22 protein-coding genes are annotated in these 22,809 nt (G+C 59.8%); 8 read left to right on the forward strand and 14 right to left on the reverse strand.

The window, feature by feature from the left end; all coding sequences use genetic code 11:
- Positions 1 to 167: 167 nt before the first annotated feature.
- From argH to ABHT90_RS05930, 3 genes are all read right to left on the reverse strand, one after another.
- Positions 168 to 1,598 (reverse strand): argininosuccinate lyase, encoded by a 1,431-nt coding sequence (argH, locus tag ABHT90_RS05920; protein ID WP_346981930.1) that lies wholly within the window; start codon positions 1,596 to 1,598, stop codon positions 168 to 170.
- 118 nt (positions 1,599 to 1,716) lie between these two features.
- Positions 1,717 to 1,887: a hypothetical protein gene (locus ABHT90_RS05925; protein ID WP_161144721.1), complete on the reverse strand. Its 171-nt coding sequence runs from the start codon at positions 1,885 to 1,887 to the stop codon at positions 1,717 to 1,719.
- 233 nt (positions 1,888 to 2,120) lie between these two features.
- Positions 2,121 to 3,347, reverse strand: coding sequence for an argininosuccinate synthase (locus ABHT90_RS05930; RefSeq protein WP_346981931.1), 1,227 nt, complete (start codon positions 3,345 to 3,347; stop codon positions 2,121 to 2,123).
- Between the two features lie 554 nt (positions 3,348 to 3,901).
- On the opposite strand from ABHT90_RS05930, the gene ABHT90_RS05935 reads away from it, so the two are divergent.
- Positions 3,902 to 4,729: an HAD-IIB family hydrolase gene (locus tag ABHT90_RS05935; RefSeq protein WP_346981932.1), complete on the forward strand. Its 828-nt coding sequence runs from the start codon at positions 3,902 to 3,904 to the stop codon at positions 4,727 to 4,729.
- 273 nt (positions 4,730 to 5,002) lie between these two features.
- Here the strand turns inward: ABHT90_RS05935 and polA are convergent, their stop codons facing one another.
- A complete protein-coding gene (gene polA, locus ABHT90_RS05940; protein ID WP_138112213.1) occupies positions 5,003 to 7,753 on the reverse strand; it encodes a DNA polymerase I in 2,751 nt (916 codons plus the stop codon).
- 166 nt (positions 7,754 to 7,919) lie between these two features.
- Here polA and ABHT90_RS05945 point away from each other — a divergent pair, with 166 nt between their 5' ends.
- Together ABHT90_RS05945 and ABHT90_RS05950 are read left to right on the forward strand one after the other, a co-directional pair.
- A complete protein-coding gene (locus ABHT90_RS05945) occupies positions 7,920 to 9,317 on the forward strand; it encodes an aminopeptidase (RefSeq protein WP_138112211.1) in 1,398 nt (465 codons plus the stop codon).
- Positions 9,318 to 9,441: 124 nt separating this feature from the next.
- Entirely contained in the window at positions 9,442 to 10,251 is an 810-nt protein-coding gene (locus ABHT90_RS05950) for a YaaA family protein (RefSeq protein ID WP_346981933.1), read from the forward strand.
- Positions 10,252 to 10,274: 23 nt separating this feature from the next.
- On the opposite strand, the gene ABHT90_RS05955 is transcribed toward ABHT90_RS05950, so the two are convergent.
- A complete protein-coding gene (locus ABHT90_RS05955) occupies positions 10,275 to 10,790 on the reverse strand; it encodes a hypothetical protein (RefSeq protein WP_138112207.1) in 516 nt (171 codons plus the stop codon).
- A gap of 171 nt (positions 10,791 to 10,961) precedes the next feature.
- Between ABHT90_RS05955 and thiC the strand changes: the two genes are divergently transcribed.
- Positions 10,962 to 12,296, forward strand: coding sequence for a phosphomethylpyrimidine synthase ThiC (thiC, locus tag ABHT90_RS05960; RefSeq protein ID WP_346981934.1), 1,335 nt, complete (start codon positions 10,962 to 10,964; stop codon positions 12,294 to 12,296).
- A 182-nt stretch (positions 12,297 to 12,478) separates the two neighbouring features.
- The gene (thiD, locus tag ABHT90_RS05965; protein ID WP_138112205.1) at positions 12,479 to 13,309 is read left to right on the forward strand and encodes a bifunctional hydroxymethylpyrimidine kinase/phosphomethylpyrimidine kinase; all 831 of its coding nucleotides are present in this window, start codon (positions 12,479 to 12,481) and stop codon (positions 13,307 to 13,309) included.
- A 66-nt stretch (positions 13,310 to 13,375) separates the two neighbouring features.
- Here thiD and ABHT90_RS05970 read toward each other — a convergent pair whose 3' ends face one another.
- The 5 genes from ABHT90_RS05970 to ABHT90_RS05990 form a co-directional block, all read right to left on the reverse strand.
- The gene (locus ABHT90_RS05970; protein WP_346981935.1) at positions 13,376 to 13,987 is read right to left on the reverse strand and encodes a pentapeptide repeat-containing protein; all 612 of its coding nucleotides are present in this window, start codon (positions 13,985 to 13,987) and stop codon (positions 13,376 to 13,378) included.
- A 79-nt stretch (positions 13,988 to 14,066) separates the two neighbouring features.
- Complete coding sequence (locus tag ABHT90_RS05975; protein ID WP_346981936.1) at positions 14,067 to 14,726, reverse strand: SGNH/GDSL hydrolase family protein; 660 nt, start codon at positions 14,724 to 14,726, stop codon at positions 14,067 to 14,069.
- A gap of 78 nt (positions 14,727 to 14,804) precedes the next feature.
- Complete coding sequence (locus ABHT90_RS05980; RefSeq protein WP_055286096.1) at positions 14,805 to 15,920, reverse strand: TIGR02452 family protein; 1,116 nt, start codon at positions 15,918 to 15,920, stop codon at positions 14,805 to 14,807.
- A gap of 138 nt (positions 15,921 to 16,058) precedes the next feature.
- Positions 16,059 to 16,754 carry a Bax inhibitor-1 family protein gene (locus tag ABHT90_RS05985; protein WP_346981937.1) on the reverse strand — a complete coding sequence of 232 codons (696 nt, stop codon included), beginning with the start codon at positions 16,752 to 16,754 and terminating at the stop codon, positions 16,059 to 16,061.
- An 84-nt stretch (positions 16,755 to 16,838) separates the two neighbouring features.
- Positions 16,839 to 17,177, reverse strand: a complete 339-nt coding sequence (locus ABHT90_RS05990; RefSeq protein WP_006234236.1) for a hypothetical protein — start codon at positions 17,175 to 17,177, stop codon at positions 16,839 to 16,841.
- Between the two features lie 250 nt (positions 17,178 to 17,427).
- Between ABHT90_RS05990 and ABHT90_RS05995 the strand changes: the two genes are divergently transcribed.
- The 3 genes from ABHT90_RS05995 (at position 17,428) to ABHT90_RS06005 (ending at position 19,983) form a co-directional block, all read left to right on the forward strand.
- Positions 17,428 to 18,477, forward strand: a complete 1,050-nt coding sequence (locus ABHT90_RS05995) for an inorganic phosphate transporter (RefSeq protein WP_006234237.1) — start codon at positions 17,428 to 17,430, stop codon at positions 18,475 to 18,477.
- Positions 18,478 to 18,544: 67 nt separating this feature from the next.
- Positions 18,545 to 19,168, forward strand: a complete 624-nt coding sequence (locus ABHT90_RS06000; RefSeq protein WP_006234238.1) for a DUF47 domain-containing protein — start codon at positions 18,545 to 18,547, stop codon at positions 19,166 to 19,168.
- A 284-nt stretch (positions 19,169 to 19,452) separates the two neighbouring features.
- Positions 19,453 to 19,983: a nitroreductase family protein gene (locus ABHT90_RS06005; protein ID WP_346981938.1), complete on the forward strand. Its 531-nt coding sequence runs from the start codon at positions 19,453 to 19,455 to the stop codon at positions 19,981 to 19,983.
- A gap of 166 nt (positions 19,984 to 20,149) precedes the next feature.
- Here the strand turns inward: ABHT90_RS06005 and ABHT90_RS06010 are convergent, their stop codons facing one another.
- The 4 genes from ABHT90_RS06010 to ABHT90_RS06025 are packed head-to-tail and all read right to left on the reverse strand — an operon-like array spanning position 20,150 to position 22,708.
- Complete coding sequence (locus ABHT90_RS06010) at positions 20,150 to 20,824, reverse strand: DivIVA domain-containing protein (protein WP_346981939.1); 675 nt, start codon at positions 20,822 to 20,824, stop codon at positions 20,150 to 20,152.
- 60 nt (positions 20,825 to 20,884) lie between these two features.
- Complete coding sequence (locus ABHT90_RS06015; RefSeq protein ID WP_346981952.1) at positions 20,885 to 21,172, reverse strand: YggT family protein; 288 nt, start codon at positions 21,170 to 21,172, stop codon at positions 20,885 to 20,887.
- Between the two features lie 15 nt (positions 21,173 to 21,187).
- A complete protein-coding gene (locus tag ABHT90_RS06020; protein ID WP_022094497.1) occupies positions 21,188 to 21,910 on the reverse strand; it encodes a cell division protein SepF in 723 nt (240 codons plus the stop codon).
- Positions 21,911 to 21,970: 60 nt separating this feature from the next.
- Complete coding sequence (locus tag ABHT90_RS06025; RefSeq protein WP_346981940.1) at positions 21,971 to 22,708, reverse strand: YggS family pyridoxal phosphate-dependent enzyme; 738 nt, start codon at positions 22,706 to 22,708, stop codon at positions 21,971 to 21,973.
- Positions 22,709 to 22,809 lie beyond the last annotated feature (101 nt).

The raw sequence follows: 22,809 nt of genomic DNA on the forward strand, positions 1-22,809 counted from the left end.
TAAAGCCGGTTGTCCCCACCCGCATAGCGGGTGGTTTCTGATGCGGCGCGCTGCGCGCCCCGCACAGGCTAAAGCCTTTAAACAAAATACGGGCGCCCACATCAGCAGGCGCCCGTAAAGTGAAAACGATTTATCAATAAATGGCCAAAACGGCTTCAGCCAAATCCCTACTTTACCCCGTGGCCCATCTCGACGACCTTAGTCAGTGACCCAAACACACCCTCGTCAGCCACGAGCTGTGCCTCGGCGCGATCAAGCTGCACGGCAACGGCGGCAGGGGCGGTGCCGCCCTCGGTCGTGCGCGCGGCGACAATCGACGGGATGTCGAGCGCCTCGGTAATGTCGCGCTCAAAGAGCGGGCTTGCCTCCTGGAACACCTCAAACGGCAGGTCCTCAAGATTGCAGCCGCGCTTCTCGCACATCAGGACCAGATGGCCCACCACGGCATGTGCCTCGCGGAACGGCAGGCCACGCTTGGCCAGGTAATCGGCAACATCGGTGGCGGCAAGGTGCCCCACGCCGCACTCGCGCGCCATGGCATCCTCGTTGACGGTCCAAGTCGAAATCATTCCGGCCATAACGGACAGGCACTGCATGAGCGTATGGGCGGTATCGAGCGCGCCCTCCTTGTCCTCCTGCAAGTCCTTGTTATAAGCAAGCGGCAAGCCCTTCATGGTTACCAGCAGCTGCACCAGGTTGCCGTACACGCGACCGCTCTTGCCGCGGATAAGCTCGGCAAAGTCGGGGTTCTTCTTCTGCGGCATGATAGACGAGCCGGTGGAGTAGGAGTCTGAAAGCGTGATAAAGCCAAATTCGGAGCTCGACCACAGCACGATCTCCTCGGAAAGACGCGACAGGTGCATCGCCATGACGGATCCGGCGTAATGCAGATCGAGCAGGAAATCACGGTCGGAAACCGCATCGAGCGAGTTGGGGATCACGCCCGCAAAGCCAAGTTCGGCAGCCGTCATCTGGCGATCGAGCGGATAGCTCGTACCGGCAAGCGCGGCAGCACCAAGCGGGCAGTTGTCGGCGGCATCAAAGGCGGCCTTCAGGCGCGTAAAGTCGCGCGCGAACATCCAGAAATACGCCAGCAGATGATGCGAGAGCAGCACGGGCTGAGCGTGCTGCATATGCGTGTAGCCCGGCAGAATCACCTTGTCGTACTTCTTGGCCGCATCCACCAGCACATGGCGCAGCTCAAGATTGGCCTCCATGAGCTCCTTGGCCAGCGCCTTGACGCCCAGGCGCGTATCGGTCGCCACCTGGTCGTTGCGCGAACGCCCAGTATGCAAGCGCTTGCCAGCCTCGCCGATGCGACGCGTCAGCTCGCTCTCGATGGACATATGAATGTCCTCATCGTTGATGTCGAAGGTAAAGTTGCCGGCATCGATATCCTGTTCGATTCCGGTCAGGCCCTTGGCAATCGCCTGCTCGTCCTCGGCACTGATGATGCCCTGGGCGGCCAACATCTTGGCATGCGCCTTAGAGCCGGCGATATCCTGCTTATAGAGATGTTTGTCGACCGGCAGCGACGCGCCAAACTCCTGCGTGACCTCGGCCACGCCCGCCTCAAAACGACCGCCCCAAAGAGCCATGGAACCGTCTCCTTTCTCCAAATACCAAAACAAGCGTCCAAAGCAATGTGCCCTGTCGCTAAAGCGATTTATCAACCGCTAGTTTTACACACTCCCTGCCGCGCGCGGGGCCATGTGGCTAATTTGCAAAGAAGTGACGCACCATGCACTTGGCGCCCAACGTCTCCCTCCGGATGTTGCCCTGCGAACCATCGATCCAGGCCTTCAGGCTCATAGGAACGTCCTCGACCCTTACAGCATCGAACTCGGGCGCGAGGGCAAGCAAAGCATGCGCGATAGCATTGAACATAATGGATACTCCTCATATATATAGGCACAGAGCCGCCAAATTGATAGAAGGAGCCCCGCCGGACAACCCCGGCGGGGCTCGGACTCAGCCGCAGACGCGGCATCATATATGCGGGCGGAACGTAGGGGCCACCGATGTTAAGAAGTGTCAGCAAGCATAACGAAAGGTAGGGACCCCGTGCGCCCGTTATGTATCACGCGGATGGGCCGCGCGGATACCAAGGGAAGGAGGCGCTAGGCCTGGGCAGCAGCAGAGCTGGGGCCCTGGACCTTTGCCCACGTCTTGAGCGACAGCGTATCGATCTCGATAAAGCCGGCGCTGGCCTTCTCGTCAAACGTGGTGTCGCGGTCGTAGGTAGCCAGACCGTAGTCGTAGAGGCTGAAGGGGCTCTTGCGGCCGACGACATGGCAGTTGCCCTTAAAGAACTTCAGACGGACAGTGCCGGTCACGAACTTTTGCGTGTCGGCCATAAAGGCATCGAGCGCGTTCTTGAGCGGGCTGTACCACTGGCCGTTGTACACGGCGGTGGCCCAATCCTGCTCGAGCTTGATCTTGGTCTTGAGCAGGTCGCCCTCGACGCAGATGTCCTCGAGCGCCTTGTGGGCGGTGATGAGCGTCAGGGCGCCGGGAACCTCGTAGCACTCGCGGCTCTTAAGGCCCACCAGGCGATCCTCGACCAGATCGAGACGGCCAAAGCCATTGTCGCCGGAGATCTTGTTGAGGGCGATGACGATCTCAGAGAGCTTCATCTTCTTGCCGTCGACGGCGACGGGCTTGCCGGCCTCAAACTCAATCTCGGTGTAGGTCGGGGTGTCCGGGGTGTCCTCGGGATTCTTGGTCATAACCCAAGCGTCGTCGAGCGGCTCATTCCAGGGATCCTCCAGGTGACCGCACTCAATGGCACGACCCCACAGGTTGTCGTCGATGGAGTAGGGGTTGTCGTTGGCACCCTCGGGAACCGGCACGTTGTGGGCGTGGGCATAGGCGACCTCGTCGGGGCGACACTTCAGGTCCCACTCGCGAACCGGGGCGATAACCTTGAGCTCGGGGTCGAGGGCCTTGACGGCGGCCTCAAAACGGACCTGGTCGTTACCCTTGCCGGTGCAGCCGTGGGCGACGTAGGTCGCGCCAAACTCGTGGGCGACCTCAACAAGCTTCTTGGCAAGCAGCGGGCGGGAAAGAGCGGAGAGCAGCGGATACTTGTTCTCGTACATGGAGTTTGCTGCAATGGCTTTGGTCAGGAACTCATCGGAGAACTCGTCGCGCAGGTCGAGCACCTGGCAATCGAGAACGCCCAGGTCGAGCGCCTTCTGCTTCTTGGCATCCAGTTCGGTCTCTTCCTGGCCCACGTTGCCGCAGACACAAACGACATCGAGATTCTTCTCGTCCTGGAGCCACTTGACACATACGGATGTATCAAGACCACCGGAATATGCGAGAACGACTTTTTCCTTGCTCATGGCTGTTTCCTTTCGCCCTTGGTAGCTAGTTAGAACATCGGTCAGTTGCAAGTCATTTCAAGGTCATATACCGTGCAATATCAGGTTAAATAGCAAAAATCAGCACATACATGCCCTAGAAACATGCAGCAATGTCGTGCTAAAACCCAACGACCTCAAAATGACTCTGTTGAGGCAATTCGCCCCATGCGGACAGAGACGATTGTTATCGTCGTCGGGAAATTGCGCGCTGGCGTCGGATGGCATTGTCTGCAGTGGTGATGATCGTTACGAACTGCATCTGCCTCTCCTTTCACCTATCGCCGGGCGCAATTCTAATATCGTAAACGGTACCTTTTCCTCGGTAAGCGGTTGTTTTTCCGTCTCCGTTTTCGATGGTCGCTATATTACGCTAAAGTGCCCGCAGCACAAGCGACAAATTCAAATTTCTGAAAAGTTTTTTCATTACTTTGTGAAGCGTGGTGCAAATACGCTCCGTTCCTGCGAAAATACGCCCGACTACGAATTGATGGCTATAACGTCTGAAACAATCTCGAAACGAAAGGCTCGCTTTTATGCAAACTTACGAATCGGACGCCAATATCGGAAACATTAAGATTCTCGCCGTCGACATGGACAAGACGCTGCTGACCGACGAGCGCGTGCTGCCCCAGGGTCTTGATGAGCGCCTAGACAAGCTCGCCGACGCCGACATCGTATTCTGCCCCGCCAGCGGACGTCCCGCCCCCAAGCTCGAGGAGATGTTCGAGGGCGTCAAGAACCGCCTCGCCTTTTGTCCCGACAACGGAGCGTGCGTGATCTATCGCGGCAGCTATATCTATAAGAGCACTATTGACGTGGAGCTGTATCAGCAGGTCTTGAGCCGTGCCTCGGAGGATCCGCGCGCTGTCCCCGTCCTTTGCTGCTTCGACGAGTTCTACGTGCTTGCCCGCGACCATCAATACCACGACGAGATCAGCGTCTACTACAACACAATCAACTACGTCGACAGCTTTGATGGCATTGATTTCGAGTCCAACAAGATTTCGGTCTTCTTCCCCGGCTACGACGCCGAGCCCGCTTTCCGCGAGACCTATAGTCCCGAGTTCTCGGACAAGCTCTACGTCACCAACGCCGGGCGCGAGTGGATCGACTTTATGAACCTGGGCGTCGACAAGGGCGCCGGCGTCGCGCACCTGTGCGAACACCTGGGCATCGATATTGCCGACGCCGCCGCCGTGGGCGATACGTACAACGACATCCCCATGCTGGAGCGCGTCGGTCAAAGCTTTATCGTAGACAATGCCGAGGAGCACATGAACGCGCACGCCAAGTGGCGCATTCCGAGCAACAACGACGGGGGCGTACTGACGCTCATCGACGCCATCTTGGCGGCTCGTTAATCTATCCCGTCGCCATGCCCGGGGCCGACCGCTTGATTTTTGCTCGGTCAAGTCCTGGGCTCGCACGAAGAGCACATTTAGTGCTCTTCGGCTCGTGCGGAATCTACAAAAATCAAGCGGTCGGCCCCGGGCATGGCCATGTTGACTTTGCTTGCCGCCAAGATGGCCTCTTGAGTGTCTAGATACTTGGCTGAATTTATTTGAACAGAGGGGAGCCCCTTTTTGGAAGGGGCTCCCCTCTGTTTTGGTTACTTTGGGGTTGTGGGCACTTCCCTATTTCGCGTCGGCCCAGGTTATGCCGGTGCTGGCTTCGGCGATTAGGGGGACGCGGAGGTCTACGACGTGCTCCATGACGTCGCGGACCATGGTGGTTAGGCGCTCGACTTCGTCGATGGGGCACTCAAAGTCCAGTTCGTCGTGCACTTGCAGGATCATGTGGGCGGCAAAGCCTTCCTCTTCCAGGCGGCGGCTTACGCGGGCCATGGCGATCTTGATGATGTCGGCGGCGGTTCCCTGCATGGGGTGGTTCATGGCCGTGCGCTCGCCAAAGCCGCGGAGTTGCGGGTTTTTGGCCTTGAGCTCGGGAATATGGCGTCTGCGGCCATACATGGTCTCGGCGTAGCCCGTCTGCTTGGCGCGCGCCACTACGTTGTCGAGGAACGTACGCACGCCCGGGTAGGCCTCGTAGTAGCGGTCGATCATGTCGCGTGCCTCGGCCATCGAGATATGCAGCGACTGCGACAGGCCGTAGGCCTGCTGACCATACACGATGCCAAAGTTCACGGCCTTGGCGCGACTGCGCAGGTCGGGCGTTACCTCGGACACCGGCACACCGAACACGCGCGCCGCCGTCTCGGCATGGAAGTCCTCGCCCTCGTTAAAGGCGCGCACCAAGTGCTCGTCACCTGAGAGATGCGCCAGCAGACGCAGCTCGATCTGCGAGTAGTCCACCGCCAAAAAGACGCTTCCCTCGCCTGCCGAAAACGCCGTCTTGACGGTACGACCCAGCTCCGAGCGCGTCGGGATGTTCTGCAGGTTCGGGTCGCTCGAGGACAGACGCCCCGTTGCCGTGATGGTCTGGTTGTACGTAGTGTGTACGCGACCGTCACCACGGCGTAGCGGGCCCAGCGTGTCCAGATAGGTGGACTTGATCTTAGATTTCTCACGCCAGTCCAAGATCAGACGCACGATTTCGTGGTCACGCGCAAGGTCGCTCAGCACCTTGGCGTTGGTCGAATAATAGCCGCGCTTAGTCTTCTTGAGGCCCTTGGTCGGAAGCCCCATCACATCAAAGAGCACGTGCGACAGCTGCATGGGACTGCCAATATTAAAGGTCTCGTCACCCGCCAGGTCGCGAATACTGCGCTCAACCTCGGTAATCTGGGTCGCCAGACCCTCGGACAGACTGTGCAGACGGTCGGGGTCCACGAGCATGCCCGCGCGCTCCATCTTGGCAAGTACCGGAACGAGCGGCATCTCGATGCCATCGAACACGTTGGCGGCATTCTCACGGGCCATGCACTCGCGCAACGGTGCCACGAGCGCCAGCGTCAGAGCCGCAGTACGGGCGGCAGGCGCCGGAGCGTCCTCACCGGCACCCTCTGCGCCGCGCGCCGCAGGCAGCGCCATCTGCAGATACGTATCGGCAAGATATGCCTCATCGAACTCGGAGCGATCGGAATCCAGCAGATAGGCAGCGACCACGGTATCGAAGATACGCGTGGAATCGGTAGCGAGCGGATCCATGAGCTCGGGCTCAGAAGAATCGACGGGCGAAAGCTCGTGCAACAGCGCCTTCATATCCGGGCTCGCCACGCGACCCTCCATAAACAGACGCGCGAGCACGCCGGCAATCACGCCGTGAACGAAGTTGAAGCCCTCAACCTCAGCCGCCGCACAGCTGTCGCCCTCCTCGAGCGCGAACAGGCCCTTGGACGTCGCCAACCACAGCGTGCGCGTCAGTCCAAAGAGCGCGCCCTCTTCCTTGTCGTCGTCCACCACGGCGGCGACCCACTCGCCGGCATCAATCGCGCGGGAGACCTCAGCCGCAACGGCACCAAGCGCGTCGGCATCGCCGGCGGCTGCGCGAACCATAGCAGGTATCTCAACCACACTGGAGGCAGCAGCAGCCCCGCCCTCGCCGCCGACCAGCGCCAAGAAACGGTTCTGCATGGCGGTGATACCAAGTGTGCCCAGCGCCGCGGACACTTCGTCGGCAGAAAACGCCGGGAAGGACGTTTCGTCAAAGTCGAGCTCGACGGGCGCATCGGTGCGAATGGTTGCGACCTTGCGGCTCAGCAGCGCATCGTCGATGTGCGCACGCAGGTTCTCGCCCATCTTGCCCTTGACCTCGTCGGCATGCGCGATGACCTCGTCCAAGCTGCCGTACTGTGCGATGAGCGCGCTCGCCTTTTTGGGGCCGATGCCCGGTACGCCGGGAATGTTGTCCGACGTATCGCCCTTTAGACCGTAAAAATCGGGCACGAGCGCCGGCGTAATGCCGTGATACAGGTCGTCCACGCTCTCGGGCGTCATGATCGCCACGTCGGACAGGCCCTTGCGGGTCGAGACCACGTTGACGTGCTCGGTCACGAGTTGATACATGTCGCGGTCGCCGGTCACCAGCAGCATGTCGCAGCCGGCCTCTTCACCCAGGCGCGCCATGGTTCCCAGGATATCGTCGCCTTCCCAGCCCTCGGACTGCAGAATCGGCACGTTGAGCGCGGTGAGCAGCTCCTTGATCATCGGAAACTGCGCATGCAGATCGGGGTCCATGGGCGGGCGTTGCGCCTTATACTGCGGCAGCATCTCCATGCGCACGCGCGGTTTGCCCTTGTCAAACGCCACGACCACACCGTCGGGGTTAAAGGCATCGATCATCTTGAGAAACATGTTCAGAAAGCCGAAGATCGCGTTGGTGGGGCGGCCGTCCGGCGCATTCATGGTGGGCGGCACGGCGTGGAAGGCGCGGTGCATGAGCGAGTTGCCGTCGATAACGGCAAAGGTGCGGCGCTTGTCAGACATATTGAATACCTCGCTTTGGGCTGGGCACGGTTTGCTCACACCAGTTTACACGCTCCCCGCCCCGCGGCCACCGCACATCAGGCTTCCCTGCCGCCGCGGGCCCGCGCGTGATACGATGGCTCACGGTACATCAACCAGCACAATCGATCCGAAAGGAGCCTGCGTCATGGAGCGTCCCTGCGCATGGAAAAAGTACACGCCACAGCAAGTCGAGGAGCTCGAGGAGCTTTGCCGCGGCTATAAGCAGTTTTTGAGCGAGAACAAGACCGAGCGCCTGTGCGTCAAGACCGGCATCAAGATGGCCGAGGAGGCGGGATACGTCGACCTGGAGACCGTGATCGCCGAGGGCCGCGAGCTCAAGGCAGGCGACAAGGTGTACGCCGCCAACCACGGCAAGGACCTTATGCTCGTCAACCTGGGCACCGCCCCGCTCGAGCAGGGCTTTAACATCCTGGGCGCCCACGTGGACTCGCCGCGCCTGGACCTTAAGCAGAATCCCGCCTTCGAGGCCGGCGACATGGCCTACCTCGACACGCACTACTACGGCGGCGTCAAGAGCTACCACTGGGTAGCCTCCCCGCTCGCACTCGTGGGCGTCATCTGCAAAAAGGACGGTACCACCGTCGACATCAATATCGGCGACAAGGCGGACGACCCGGTCTTTACCATCTCCGACCTGCTGATCCACCTCTCGAGCGAGCAGATGTCCAAGCCTGCCAAGGACGCCGTCGATGCCGAGATCCTCGACGTGATCGTGGGCGGTCGTCCCGTCAAGTTCGATGGGGACGACAAGGACGCCCCCAAGGAGCCCGTCAAGCAGATGTTCCTGGACATCCTCAAGGAGCAGTACGACGTCGAGGAGGAGGACTTCCTCTCCGCCGAGATCGAGGTCGTGCCCGCCGGCCCCGCCCGCGACATGGGCCTCGACCGCTCCATGATTTTGGGCTATGGCCACGACGATCGCGTCTGCGCCTACCCCTCCATGCTCGCCCAGATCGACGTCGCCAACGTGGAGCGCACGAGCATCACGCTCATCGTCGACAAGGAGGAGATCGGCTCCGTGGGTGCCACCGGTATGACGAGCCGCTTCTTCGAGAACACCGTCGCCGAGATCATGACGCTCGCCGGCGAGGATAGCCCGCTGGCCCTGCGCCGCGCACTCGCCCGCAGCCGCATGCTCTCCTCCGACGTGTCCGCCGGCTTCGACCCGGGCTATGCCGGCAAGTTCGAGACCAAGAACGCGGCCTTTATGGGTCGCGGCCTGTGCTTTAACAAGTACACGGGCAGCCGCGGCAAGGGCGGCTCCAACGACGCCGATGCCGAGTACGTGGCCCTCGTCCGCGACATCATGGACGAGGCCGGCGTGGACTTCCAGACCTGTGAGCTCGGTCGCGTCAACGCGGGCGGCGGCGGCACCATTGCCTACATCATGGCCAAGTATGGCATGAACGTCATCGACTCCGGCGTTGCCGTCCTGTCCATGCACGCCCTGTGGGAGGTCGCCAACAAGGCCGATATCTACGAGGCCTATCGCGGGTACAAAGCCTTCCTCGAGCGCGCCTAACCAACCCTTGTAAGGCGCACCAAACCAGCCCTTTATAACTTGCGGTGGAATACGGACTAACCTGGCCTTCAACCGGCTCGCGCAGACCGTATTCCGCCGCGACTTTTTTGGCAGAGGAGAGTTCATGCTCCAGGTCATCGTTTCACCCGCCAAGCAAATGCGCGCGGCACAAGATGCTTTTGAAGTTCAGGGGATTCCGCCCTTTGCGCGCGAGACCGCTCAGCTGCACCATGCGCTCTTGGACATCGAACGAACCGAAGGCGACAGCGGCCTACAAGCTCTGTGGAACGTCAGCGACAAGCTGCTGTCCCCTTGTCTCGACATTTTGCATGAGTTCGAGCCCATCTTGGGGAACGGCGATCTCGACAATCCCGCACTCGCCCGTCACCTCTCCCCCGCCATCATGTCCTATCACGGCATTCAGTACCAGAGCATGGCACCCGAGGTGATGGATTCAGTGCAGCTCGCATGGCTGCAAGACCATCTGTGGATCCTCTCCGGCCTCTACGGGTGCGTTCGTCCCTTCCATGCCGTCGAACCGTATCGACTGGAGATGGGCGCGAAGCTCGCCGTTGACGATGCCCAAGACCTCTACGCGTTTTGGAGCGACAAGCTCGCGCGGGCTATCGCCCCGGCAGGCTCAAACACCACGATCGTCAACCTCGCCAGCGTAGAGTATGCCAAAGCCGTTCTGCCCCACCTCGCGGACGACGCCACGGCCGTCACATGCCTCTTTGGCGAGGGCATCCGCAACGGGAAGCCCATCCAACGGTCGACCGCCAGCAAAAAGGCGCGCGGCTCCATGGTGCGGTGGATGGCAGAAAACAAGCTCGAGGATGCAAGCGAACTCACCGCATTCAACATCGGCTATCGGCACATCCCCGAGCTTTCAGACAAAAACACCCTGGTTTTCATGAACGCGCAGGCACAATAGGCCCGCCGTTTCCAAACACCCCATTACTCCGCCAAGCCATCGGCCTTTGCAATCTCGCTCGTCGAGCCATCTTGGTAGGTAATCTTAACGTGCTCCACCTCGGATACCGCAGCGCCCGCCGGGGGCTCCAAGCGCCATTCCGTCAGCGCAATGTCCATGGTCGTGGGCACGTCCCCTTGATCTTTGAGCTTCACCGTCAGCGTTTTGAGCGTCGCATCAAACGTCACGCGTTCGATTTCTTCGCCCGGAATAGACCCGCCGCTCAGCTGCAGCTGCACAAACTCGTCGCGCGGATACCAATAGTCGCCCGGTGCGGCAACCGTGTTGCCACCAGAAACTTTCATGGTCATAATCGGCAGGCCCTCGTCGGCTTCAAACCCCCAGGTAGCGCCGCCAGGACCGCCGAACGTCCAAATACAAAAGGCAATCACCAGCACGGCAAGCACCGCAAAACCAATCGCAACCAACCCATGGTGCGCACGGCTTTCCTCGGCCGATACATCCCATTGCGTCTCTCGATATAGATGCTTGTCTTCCATGTACGCCTCCCCACAGGCACGCTCGTTAGGCCAATCGTACCCATTCGAGCTATACTTGAGCCCATTACATAAACGGGGAGCTTGCAGGACAAGACGGCAGGCTGAGATTGGGCGCGCCCGCCCTGACCCGCAAACCTGATATGGGTAATGCCAACGAAGGGAGCCGTGCCAATGAGCACACAGACCGAGCCCAAGCTCGTCACGCAAATCGACTTCGCCCGCGCCGGGCAGATCACACCGCAGATGAAGGAGGTCGCCGAGCGCGAGCATCGCGACCCCGAGTACATCCGCGAGCGCGTGGCCGACGGCCGCATCGCCATTCCCGCCAACATCGTGCACATCAAAAAGGGCATGCGCGCCTTTGGCGTCGGCGAGGGCCTTTCCACCAAGGTCAACGTCAACCTGGGCATCTCGGGCGACAAGGCCGATGCCGCCGAGGAATGGAAGAAGGTCAAGATCGCCGAGGACTTTGGCGCCGACGCCATCATGGACCTCTCCAACTCGGGCAAGACGCGCCAGTTCCGCCAGCAGCTCATCGACGAGACACCGCTCATGGTAGGCACCGTCCCCATGTACGACGCCATCGGCTACATGGAAAAGCCGCTGGTCAAGCTCACCAAGGACGACCTGTTCGAAGTCGTGCGCGCGCATGCCGAGGACGGCGTGGACTTTATGACCATCCACTGCGGCATAAACAAGTCGGTCACCAAGACCTTTAAGGAGACCGGCCGCCTGATGAACATCGTGAGCCGTGGCGGCTCACTGCTGTTTGGCTGGATGGAGGTCACCGGTAACGAGAACCCATTCTATGAGTTCTACGACGAGTTGCTCGAGATTTGCCACGAGTACGACGTGACGATTTCGCTCGGCGACTCCTGCCGCCCGGGCTGCCTCTACGACTCCAACGACGCCACCGAGACCGCTGAGATGATCGAGCTGGGCAAGCTGTGCAAGCGCGCTTGGGCCGCCGGCGTCCAGGTCATGGTCGAGGGCCCGGGTCACATGGCGCTCGACGAGATCGCCGCCAACATGAAACTGCAGAAGCGCCTGTGCCACAATGCCCCGTTCTATGTGCTCGGGCCGCTGGTGACCGATATCGGCGTGGGCTACGACCACATCACCGCTGCCATCGGCGGCGCTACCTCCGCCAGTTCCGGCGCCGACTTCCTGTGCTACGTGACGCCGGCCGAGCACCTATGCCTGCCTAACGCCCAGGATGTGCTCGACGGCCTCATGGCCACCAAGATCGCCGCACACGCCGCCGACATCGCCAAAAAGGTGCCGCACGCCCGCGACATGGACGACAAGATGGGCCAGGCACGCCGCAAGCTTGACTGGGACGCCATGTGGGAGTGCGCGCTCGACCCGGTTACGGGCAAGAAGCGCTACGAGGAGTCCCCCGCCGCCACCGAGGGCACTTGCACCATGTGTGGCAAGATGTGCGCCGTCCGCACCGTCAACAAGATCTTCGAGGGCACCACGATCGACCTCGGCATGGAGGACTAACCCTGTCGCCGCGGCCGCCTCTGGCGGCGAGCTGGTGCCTGTCAATTGTTGACGTGTGAACATTTGCTTGCATTTGCGTAAAGATTGCATCGCCCGCCCGGGTTCGACATAGAGTCGGCCCGGGCATCTTTATAATGCTGGCTTAAAGACCCATTTGATTCCGACCGAACAAGGGAGCGAACATGGATCGTAGTAAGGTACCTACCGTCCTGTCCATCGCGGGATCCGATTCCAGCGGTGGCGCCGGCATTCAGGCCGACATCAAGACCATCACGGCGCACCGCCTGTATGCCGAGACGGCCATCACCGCCATCACAGCGCAAAACACACTGGGCGTCACCGCCGTGCAGGATATCTCACCAGATATCGTAGCCGCGCAAATTGACGCCGTTTTTGACGATATCCGCCCCAGCGCCGTCAAGATCGGCATGGTTTCTTCTGTCGAGATTATCGATGTTATCGCCGACCGCCTGAGCGCCTGGAACGCGACAAACGTGGTAGTCGACCCCGTCATGGTAGCCACCTCGGGCGCACGGCTGATTGCCGAAGATGCCGCCGAGGCGCTCACCCGCCGCCTGTTCCCGCTAGCAACCGTCATCACGCCCAATATTCCCGAGGCCATGGCGTTGCTCGATTATGAGGTCGATTCCGAGCGCACTCAGCAAAATGCCGCCATGCTTCTCACCCGCCGCTTTGGCTGCGCGTCTCTCGTTAAGGGCGGGCATTTTGTCAACGAGGCCAACGATGTGCTAGCAGAGCCCGCGCCGCTCGATGACGAGGGCAACCACCTGGGCGATCCGCTCACCACGTGGTTCCGCCACAAGCGCATCGAGACCGGCAACACGCATGGCACCGGTTGCACGCTCTCGTCCGCCATCGCCTGCGCGCTGGCCCAGGGCATGGATCTTGCCGACGCCGTCAACGCAGGCAAGGCATACCTGACAGGCGCTCTGGCCGCCGGCCTGAACATGGGCAAAGGTTCCGGCCCCGTCAACCACATGTGGCAATATTAAGATTCGCAGCCCAAAACCACCGCAAAGGGGACAGGCACCTTTGCGGCGGTTTTTCCTTTTTGACGTCTAGCCGTCGGCGAGTTGAATTCCCAACAAACCCGAGAGCGCCAGCGCCTGCTCGGCATTGACCGTCAGGCCCCGCAGCTCACGGTAGTCGCCCGAGATGACAGGAGCCGCGAACGCGCATCGCGATACATCCACGCCGGAAAGCGGCGTCTTGAACACATCGATTCGCGTCAGGTCGCAGCCGTCCAAGCGCAATTGCCCCAGCTTTGCCCCCTGGAGTGCGGCCTCGGTCAAACGCGTGTCACGCGCAGCCATGGGGCCAATGCGTCCCTCCGAAAGGTTCGCATAGCTCAAATCGCACGATCCAAACGACACGCTCGACAGGCGCGCCTTGAGCAAGTTGAGTCCCGGTGCCGAGCAGTCAACGAAGTCGCAGCGGCTGAGCCAGCAGCCTTCCATGTTGCAGCGGATAAAGCGGCAACCGCGAAACACCACGTCGCGAAACGTCGAGCCGCTCCAGTCAACGCTATCGAACTCGCAAGATCGGAACACAACGCCATCGAAGGTCGCGCCGTTCGCCACGTCGTAGGCAAGATCCAAATCCTCAAAAGCGGTATTGGAGACGAGCTCATCGCCCTCGGCAAAGAGGTCGATGAGCTCGTCCATGCCCATATGGCAGCCAATCCGTTCGTTTACCCGGGCAAAACCACCGCAAAGGCGCCTGTCCCCTTTGCGGTGGCTTGGGGCCGTGCTACTCACCGAGCATCTCTTTGAGCTTGGCTGCCACGGCGTGACCCAGGCTCTCATGGCTTTCGGGCATCATATGCAGATAGTCGATATCGCCCGGCTCGGCAAACTCCGCTGCATTCAAAAAGTCGCAGCCAAACTGCTCGGCTACGTGCGCATAGTATTCAGCAAAATGCTCCGAGGCCTCGACGGAACGCTCGTCAAAATCGGTCATATATACATCGGCGATTTGCGGCTTGATCTTGATAGGTGCCATCAGCAGAATACGCGGGCAGGGTGCAGCATTGGTCCAGGGAAATGCACGCACCGCGCGAATCAGCGCCATGGTGCCACGGGCAATATCGGAGGCCGTCACACCAAAGACCGTCTTGCAATCGTTGGTTCCCAGCATAATAACGATCGCATCCAGCGGCTTATGGGCCTCGAGCAGCATCGGCAGTGCGCGGATGCCGTTAAGATTGGTGTTCAGATGGCACATGTCGTCGTGTACCGTCGTGCGGCCGTTGAGGCCTTCTTCAATTACATGCCAGCCCTCGCCTAAGTCACGTTGGGCCACGCCGCACCAGCGCACATCCTGCGCATAGCGCACCGCGGTGCCGTCGCGCATGCCCGCCGGATCGTAACCATAGGTGTTGCTGTCGCCAAAGCATAGAACGTTTTTCATCGTAAGCCCCTCGCTCAGTAAAAAACCGACGGAAGCAGCCTCTCCCGCCGGCTCGACCCATCTGTCAGCACGTACCGATTACAGGTACTTGCGCCAGTCGTCCTCGTCCTCATCATCCTCGGTAGCAGCTTGGATCTGCTCGGCGGCGCGAGCTGCCGCAGCGCGAGCGGCAACCTGGGCATAGGACTCCTCGTTGCGCTCGGGGAAGTTTGCCAGCACGTGCTCGAACTTGGCAAAATCCTCATCCCAGCGCGTAGAAGGCACGGCAAAGAAGACTTGCTTGACCTTAAAGTCGCCCGACGCGAGCTCCTTGCGGAAGAGCTCGGCCACGGCCTCTGCGTCAAAGCCGTTGTTGTCGCAGCCCCAAGCGCCCAGCACGAGCTTCTCGCGACCTAGCTCGTCGCAGATGGCAAGCACAAAGCGAATGCGGTCGCGCAGGGCATCCAGCAGAGCATCGTCGCTCACGCGATACTCCTGGCGGGCGCGCTTAACGTTGGGCGCGGCGGCCACGATCACGTCGGCGTATGCATGCACGTGGTTGCGGTCGAAGCGCACCGCAGGCACCACCAGCGCACGGTTTCGGTAAAGCTCGCAGTTGATGTTGCGGCGACGGTTCTCGCCGTACCATTTGCGCTGCTTATCGAGAACGTTGTACAGATACGAATCGGCGCACAGCGTGGCCTCCTGGCCCAGATAACCCTGAATATAGCCACCGCCCGGATTGGTGAACGAGGCAAAGGCGAGCACGGCCATGTCGCAGAACTGCGCATAGCCACGACCGTTGTCCAAGATGGCCTGCGTGGTGGAGGCATCGAGCACGGTGACCTCGGGCAGAACCGGAGCGGGCTCCTCAGCAGGCGCGGACTCAGCTTCGGCGATTTCCTCGGCAGGCTCCTCGACGGGCTCGAGCGCTGCCTCGACCTCGGCAGCCTCCGCGCCCTCGACGTCCTCGGCAACCTGTTCTTCGGTGGCCACAGCACTCTGAACCTTGGCCTTCATCGCCGAGACAAAGCCGGCAGGCATACCGTCAAACTCGCGAACACCGGCAAGCGAACGCTCGATATCCTTGGCGCACGCTTCGGACACAGTTGCCACGTGACGCTCGGCGGCCTTGGCACGGGCCTCGCGCTTGGGATTGGGCTGACCCGCTCGGTTGGACCTGCGGTTACGGTTCCTGTTGTCGACGTCTGCCATAAGTGGTCACCTTTCTCGGTCTCTGCCGCTATCGGCTTTTCCCATCCATGATACCCCGCCGCGTACAAAAAAGACGGCCCCGAAGGACCGCCTTTCGCATCGATTTGCACGCACGGCAAGCACCGCCGCAATTCGCCACTAGTCGCGACGGCCGAGGATGTTCAGAATGCGCAGGAACACGTTGATAATATCCACGAACAGGTTAGAGGCCATAAGCACGGCGTTGGGCAGCGTAGGCGGCACCGTCGTGGCAACATAGGTGTCGTAGCCAATAAAGCCGGCGAACACCACGATCACGATCAGGTCGGTGATGGTCTGTGAGACGCCCATGAACATCAGCACGATCTCAACCAGAATAGTAGCGAGCAGAATGCCAAAACCGATGCCATATACGCGCTGGAAAAACTTGGGGAACGTCACGCCCAAGGCGCCAAAGACAAAGGTGATGGCGGCCGTGGCGATAAAGGCAGTGTTGATGGTGGGCAGGTCGTAGTTGGCAAGGCCAAACGACGCGGTCAGGCCAAAGGTGCTCGCAAAGATTACGTAGCCCACAAGGGACAGGCCCACGGACTGCTTGCTGGCGGCGGCCGACATCATGACCATGCCGACGATGGTCAAAATAAATGAGCCAAAGACCAGCGGCAAAGCGGCGCCGCTCATCATCATGCGCGCAAACGACATGGTGCTCGTAAAGTAAGCACCGACGTCCATGGCGCAAAAGCCCAAAAAGATCAGGGCAGACATGACAAGGTTGTACGCGCGCGGCGACATCTCCTTGGCGCGGCTTGCGCCGCTCTCGACGGGGCCGTTCTGATAGCCCTGGATATCGTTCATAGGTTCGTCCTTTCAAAAAGTGCCGTGAAAGACGGCGCAGCAGGTGACAAGATTCCTGTCATTGTACCCGAATGCCGTACGTCCTTACCCACGGCGCTCGCCCTCGAGCGTACGGTCGAATGCCCACACCCACCAACGCATCAGATGGGCCTGCGAACCATCTGGTCGTTCGCGCGTCTGGTCCTCCAGATACAACTCGGTCGCGTGCCCGCCAAAACGCACCTTATAGGTTGCCGTACGGATGCCGTGAACCGTCAGGCCAAACCCAGTGGTCGAGACAATCTCGTCAATCGTAAAGCAACGACCGTCGACCCAGCAGACGGTGACCGGCACGACCTGTCCGCCCGCGAGGATGCGAGCCACGACGTCCACATACTGCTTGTGCACGCGCCGAGTTTTGCCATCTGTCTGTCGATATTCCATGCCTCCTATTATCGAACGCATGTTTGCATGTTGTAAAGCGAACAGACTGTGGTTTTGGAGTGTCGTAGTAATCGCACGTGTCCGCATGGCGTGTTAGCAAAAAGAACACCCGCGGTCAACAGGGCTAATATTCAATTTTAGTGCCAAAAAGTTCACTTCTCCCATCAGAACTCGGTAAAGAGACCCGCAGGAGGTGATACGATTTATCATGTTTTTGTAACGTGTCTGCAAACTTCGAGAAAGCCCATATATGGACGTAACGTTCTCAACCTTCCTCGGCCAAATTGTGTCGAACCCAGTCCTTGCCGTCACCGTGATCCTCGCGTTGGGCGCCATCTTCGTCAATGGATGGACCGACGCGCCCAACGCCATCGCGACCTGCGTCACTACGCGTTGCATGCCCGCCCGCGCCGCCATTCTCATGAGCGCCGCATTCAACTTCCTCGGCGTGCTCATCATGACGCACTTTAACGCGAGCGTCGCCAACACCATCTCACATATCGTCGACTTTGGCGGAAACAGCACCATGGCGCTCGCCTGCCTATGCGCGGCGCTGTTCTCCATCGTCGTCTACGGCGCCACAGCGTCGCGTTTTGGCATCCCCACCTCGCAAAGCCACAGCCTTATCGCCGGCCTGACCGGTGCCGCCATCGCCCTCGGCGGTGCGAGCAGCGTCAACGTCCACGAGTGGATGAAGGTCATCTACGGTCTGGCGCTCTCCATCGGCCTGGGCTTTGTCATGGGCTGGGTCCTGTGCAAGCTCGTCTCGATTCTTTTCGCCGCCGCCAACAGGCGACGTGCCAATGTCTTCTTTAAATACGCTCAGATCGCGAGCGCTGCGGCCATGAGCTTTATGCACGGCGCGCAGGATGGACAGAAGTTCATCGGCGTGCTCTTTTTAGGCGTGGCCTTTGCCAGCGGCCAGACGAGCGTCGGCGATGCAGGCATCCCCATCTGGATTATGCTGCTGTGCTCGGCCACTATGGGTATCGGCACCAGCGTGGGCGGCGAGCGCATCATCAAGTCCGTCGGCCAGAGCATGGTCAAGCTCGAAAAGTATCAGGGCTTCTCCGCCGACCTCGCAGGCGCCGCAAACCTGCTGCTTGCCACCCTTACCGGCATCCCCGTGTCCTCCACACACATCAAGACCTGCGCCATCATGGGCGTCGGTGCCGTCAAGCGCCTCTCAGCCATCAACTTCGGCGTCGTCAAAGACATGATGTTCACCTGGTTCTTCACCTTCCCCGCCTGCGGACTCATCAGCTTTGTCATGGCCAAGCTGTTCATGATGTTCCTCTAGTCAAACCGAACGTCCATCCGGACTGCATTACCTCGCCCACCCGTCTTCACCTCGAAAGGACCCACTCATGGCAAAGAAACCCGATTCGTTCTACTTTGACAACTACGTCGCCTGCGCCGACCTCGCCGTCCAGGCCGCAGAGCTGCTCACCAAGATTTTCGAGAACTTCGATCCCGCAAAGATTCACGATATGCTCAACAAGATGCACGCGATCGAGCATGCGGCCGACAAGAAGCACCATGAGCTTGAGGACGCCTTGCTCACCGCCTTTATCACCCCGCTCGAGCGCGAGGATCTGGATCTGATGAGCTGCTCACTCGACACCGTGCTCGACCGCATCGAGGGCGTCGTGCAGCGCGTCTACTTCACCAACATCCAGAGCATCCATCCCGACGCCATCGTCATCGCCCACAAGGTGACTGACGCCTGCCGCGCCATGAAAGACCTGATGGTCGAGCTGCCCAACTACCGCAAGTCCAAGACCCTGCGCGAACTCGTCATCCAGATCAACACCATCGAGTCCGAAGCCGACGAGCTCTATATCAACGCCATGCGCAACCTGCACGTTAACGGCAAGGACCCGCTCGAGGTCATCGCCTGGCGTGACGTATACGCCTTCCTGGAGTACTGCGCTGACTGCTGTGAGAATGTGGCCGATGTCGTGGATTCGATTGTCATGAAGAACAGTTAATTGGGGGCACGTATCCCACCGGTCGCGGGCCCGACCACTAATACCTTTTTCACTCCGGCTGCAAGCAGAGTCGTTCAAAAGGTATTAGTGGTCGGGCCCGCTCCCTTACGTACCACCATTGGGAACCTTGGCTGATAGTTGTAGCGCAATGGGGGTTTGGCTGAAGGGACCTTTGGTACCCGTTCGGACACTTTGGCCCTTGATGAGCGTTTGGCCGATTGCTGCTTTGGGTACTCTTTGGGTTACTTTGGATTTGTTTGACTTTTAATTGAAGGAAGGCTTGTATGTCTTATTTGGATCTGGCTCGGTCTCGGTATTCTTGTCGCGAGTTTGAGGATCGTTCTGTTGAGCAAGCTGTTGTGGATGCCATTGTTGAGGCTGGGCGTATTGCTCCTTCTGCTTGTAATAATCATCCAACCCGTGTGATGGTGTTGGATACGCCTGAGCTTCTGGAGAAAGCAGCTGCTTGTCAGCCTCGGTTTGCTCGTGATGAGTCTATCTTTGGCGCTCCGCTTGTCTTCCTTATTTGCAGCGTTACCGGTGATGCTTGGGTGCGCCCTTATGACCAGATGAATTCTAGTGAAATCGACACCTCAATCGTGTGTGATCAGATGATGATGGAGGCCACCGAGCAGGGCCTGGGAACGTGCTGGGTATGCCATTTTAAGCCTGAGGTGGCGCAGGAGCAGTTCAATCTGCCCAAGGGCGTCTATCCCTATCACATGCTCGTCTGTGGATATCCTGCCGACCACATCGCCGATCCCGAGCATCACGAGGCCCGTACCATTCCCCTCTCCGACTTCCTCCTCAAGTAGGTTTTGGGACATGCCTTAAAACCTACCCTTGACCGCTCACCCGTTCGCCGAGTTCTGCGCCATTATGTGCAGGGCTCGGTTTTTTATGTTACGCACTCCGGCACGGTCATAAAAAAGGACCCGCAAGCTGCGGGTCCTTTCTAGGCACTAAATTGTAGGCCGAATGTTAGTCCAGGTCGTCGGCAGCAAAGTTGTCGATCGGGGCGAAGGGATCGGCCACGGGGACAACCGGGTCAGCGACGGGCAGCGACTCGGCGGGAACAGTCACTGCAGGAGAAGCGGCAGAACCGACCGGCGTGGAGGCCATGAGGTCGGCCGGGAAGGAGTTCTGGGCATCGTCCATGAAGTGCTGGATGAGCTTGAGATACTCGGCCTTGAACTCCTCACGGGAGGCCTTGAGTCGATCGATCTCCTCGAGCTCGGCCTGCTTTTCGGTCAGAGCCTGGCGGATAACCTCGCGGGCCTTGGCGTCAGCCTCGTTGCGAATACGCTCAGCGTTCTCGTTGGCATCGTTGACGATGGTCTCAGCGGTCTGCTGGGCAGCGATCAGGGCAGCGGAAATCTGGCGCTCCTGAGCGGAGAAGTCAGGGGCGGGAGCAGCAACGGGGGCGGCAGGAACGGCCTGGGCGGGGGCATCCTGAGCCTGGGCAAGCTGAGCCTGCGCATCGGCAAGCTGCTGCTCAGTAGCAGTCAGACGACCCTTAAGGTCGACGATCTTAGCGAGCATAGCGTCAACCTCGGAGGACAGCGTCTCCAAGAAGACGTCGACCTCAGCAGGATCGTAGCCACGCTTGGCCTCAGAGAAAGTCTGAGCCTGGATGTCTGCAGGGGTAATAGCCATAACAAGTCTCCTTTTCATCGCCTCGGCGCTACACGCCCGACGTAAGTTACTAAGTCAGTTCTACACGAGTATACCTATAAGAAGCTGCAGAACCAGCCTCTGCACCAACTGCAACGCAATAATCGCAACGACCGGCGAAAAATCGATACCGCCCATCGGCGGGATGAAACGACGGAACAGGTTGAGCCACGGACCGCACACGCTATCAAGCACCGCGGCAATATCCTGAAGCAAACCACCCTGCTTCATGGGAATCCACGTCATAAAGCAGTAGACGACAATGAGCGTGGAATAGAAGTTGAACAGCGTATTGACCAGCTGGACGATAGTGTAGATGTTGATGAGAATCTCCTCGTCTTGTCTTTACTTAAGGTAGCCGTCGGCACGAAGCTTCTTGAGATCGGAATCTTTGACCTCGCAACCGGCGGGCAGCACCATGAACACGCGGTCGCCCACCTCCTTGACCGTGGCACCCAGACCGCAGGCAAAGCCGTAAGAGAAGTCCAAAACGCGCTTGGCAACTTCGGTGCGTACGCCCACAAAAATCAGTGCGACAGGCTGCTTGGTGCGAACGCGGCGCACCACGGTCTCCACGTCGTCATAGCTCTCGGGGCGCAGGACATAGGCCGGCAGCTGCGGTGTGGCGTTGATGATATTGCTCGCATAGGCCGAGGCATCGCTCGGTGCAGGCGCAGGCGCAGCGGCGGCACGGGCGCGGGTGTTCTCGGCGTAGCTCGACGGCGTGTCATAGGCACCAGGACGATAACCGCTCGCAACACTGTCCTGCGAGCGCGAAGGCGGGTTATACGTCGTGGCATGGCGGGAGTCATCGCCGACCAGCTGCCCGGAGCGTGTATACACGGCAACCGACTCAGCTTCACCACGGCGCGTCTGACCAAGCAGGCCGTTGCTCGGCTCGTCTTGGGTGTAGAAGCCCTCGCCCGAAGCACCGCTGTAGCCGTTGCCCTGATAGCCATCGTCATAGCCATCATCGTAGCCGTAGTCGTCGTCCTGGCCATAACCCTGGTCGTAACCCTGCTGGCCGCCCAGGTGCATCTTATTTTTAATCTCGTCAAGGAAGCCCATGGTTGTGTCCTCTCGCGGTTTAGTGCAGGCGCCCCGATAATCAGTGCGCACTTCAGAGCCTTATTTTACTGCAAACTCCGGGCTAAATACTACCCTGCCCAGGCGAACGAGCGTAGAGCCCTCCTCAAGGGCAGACTCAAAGTCCTCGCTCATACCGCAGGAAAGCTCAGGCAGGTTCAAATCGGGATGCGCCGCCTCCAGCTCATCCCTCAGCTCACGAAGCCCCGCAAAGGTGCGGCGTGCCACATCCTTATTCCCCCGGGGCGCCATAGTCATAAGCCCCTGTACGCAAATTCCCTCAAGTTCTGCAAGCTCACCCGCGGCGGCGCGAATCTCATCGGGCGAAAAGCCTCCCTTTGACTCCTCACCACTCACATTGACCTCAATGAGCACACGCTGGGGGCCGGCGAGTTCGCCTGCCTCAATCTTGCGGGCAGCACGGCTCGAGATCGCCTGCGCCAGATGCAGCGAACCCACCGAGTGAATCAGCTCGGCTGAGCCCAGCACCGCATTGATCTTATTGGTCTGCAGGTTGCCGATCATATCGAAGCGCACCTCGGGCAGCTCCGGATGCTCCGCCAAACCTGTGAGCTTGCGAACCAGCTCCTGCGGGCGATTCTCGGCAAAATGGCGATACCCCGCCTGGATGGCGGCAACGGTCTCATCGACACCAACGGTCTTGGACACGGCAATGAGGCGCGCGGCGTCGTGGGGACGGCCCGCGCGATCGAGCGCCGCATAAAAACGTTTCAGAATCTGCTCGCGGCGAGCGCGCATCAAGTCCAAATAGTTATCCATTGCCAATCGCCTCCGCTGACAGCCAAACAAGTAGTCCCATGCTATCGCAAGAGCGCGGCCCCGCATGTGCAAGGCCGCGCTCACTTAGGTATTTACAATCT

The sequence above is a fragment of the Collinsella aerofaciens genome (assembly GCF_039758815.1).
Lineage (GTDB): Bacteria > Actinomycetota > Coriobacteriia > Coriobacteriales > Coriobacteriaceae > Collinsella > Collinsella aerofaciens_BP.

Bases quoted from the DNA above. Each gene is read 5' to 3' on its own strand.
- argH (WP_346981930.1), bottom strand. From the start codon at position 1,598: ATGGCTCTTTGGGGCGGTCGTTTTGAGGCGGGCGTGGCCGAGGTCACG.
- ABHT90_RS05925 (WP_161144721.1), bottom strand. From the start codon at position 1,887: ATGTTCAATGCTATCGCGCATGCTTTGCTTGCCCTCGCGCCCGAGTTC.
- ABHT90_RS05930 (WP_346981931.1), bottom strand. From the start codon at position 3,347: ATGAGCAAGGAAAAAGTCGTTCTCGCATATTCCGGTGGTCTTGATACA.
- ABHT90_RS05935 (WP_346981932.1), top strand. From the start codon at position 3,902: ATGCAAACTTACGAATCGGACGCCAATATCGGAAACATTAAGATTCTC.
- polA (WP_138112213.1), bottom strand. From the start codon at position 7,753: ATGTCTGACAAGCGCCGCACCTTTGCCGTTATCGACGGCAACTCGCTC.
- ABHT90_RS05945 (WP_138112211.1), top strand. From the start codon at position 7,920: ATGGAGCGTCCCTGCGCATGGAAAAAGTACACGCCACAGCAAGTCGAG.
- ABHT90_RS05950 (WP_346981933.1), top strand. From the start codon at position 9,442: ATGCTCCAGGTCATCGTTTCACCCGCCAAGCAAATGCGCGCGGCACAA.
- ABHT90_RS05955 (WP_138112207.1), bottom strand. From the start codon at position 10,790: ATGGAAGACAAGCATCTATATCGAGAGACGCAATGGGATGTATCGGCC.
- thiC (WP_346981934.1), top strand. From the start codon at position 10,962: ATGAGCACACAGACCGAGCCCAAGCTCGTCACGCAAATCGACTTCGCC.
- thiD (WP_138112205.1), top strand. From the start codon at position 12,479: ATGGATCGTAGTAAGGTACCTACCGTCCTGTCCATCGCGGGATCCGAT.
- ABHT90_RS05970 (WP_346981935.1), bottom strand. From the start codon at position 13,987: ATGGGCATGGACGAGCTCATCGACCTCTTTGCCGAGGGCGATGAGCTC.
- ABHT90_RS05975 (WP_346981936.1), bottom strand. From the start codon at position 14,726: ATGAAAAACGTTCTATGCTTTGGCGACAGCAACACCTATGGTTACGAT.
- ABHT90_RS05980 (WP_055286096.1), bottom strand. From the start codon at position 15,920: ATGGCAGACGTCGACAACAGGAACCGTAACCGCAGGTCCAACCGAGCG.
- ABHT90_RS05985 (WP_346981937.1), bottom strand. From the start codon at position 16,754: ATGAACGATATCCAGGGCTATCAGAACGGCCCCGTCGAGAGCGGCGCA.
- ABHT90_RS05990 (WP_006234236.1), bottom strand. From the start codon at position 17,177: ATGGAATATCGACAGACAGATGGCAAAACTCGGCGCGTGCACAAGCAG.
- ABHT90_RS05995 (WP_006234237.1), top strand. From the start codon at position 17,428: ATGGACGTAACGTTCTCAACCTTCCTCGGCCAAATTGTGTCGAACCCA.
- ABHT90_RS06000 (WP_006234238.1), top strand. From the start codon at position 18,545: ATGGCAAAGAAACCCGATTCGTTCTACTTTGACAACTACGTCGCCTGC.
- ABHT90_RS06005 (WP_346981938.1), top strand. From the start codon at position 19,453: ATGTCTTATTTGGATCTGGCTCGGTCTCGGTATTCTTGTCGCGAGTTT.
- ABHT90_RS06010 (WP_346981939.1), bottom strand. From the start codon at position 20,824: ATGGCTATTACCCCTGCAGACATCCAGGCTCAGACTTTCTCTGAGGCC.
- ABHT90_RS06020 (WP_022094497.1), bottom strand. From the start codon at position 21,910: ATGGGCTTCCTTGACGAGATTAAAAATAAGATGCACCTGGGCGGCCAG.
- ABHT90_RS06025 (WP_346981940.1), bottom strand. From the start codon at position 22,708: ATGGATAACTATTTGGACTTGATGCGCGCTCGCCGCGAGCAGATTCTG.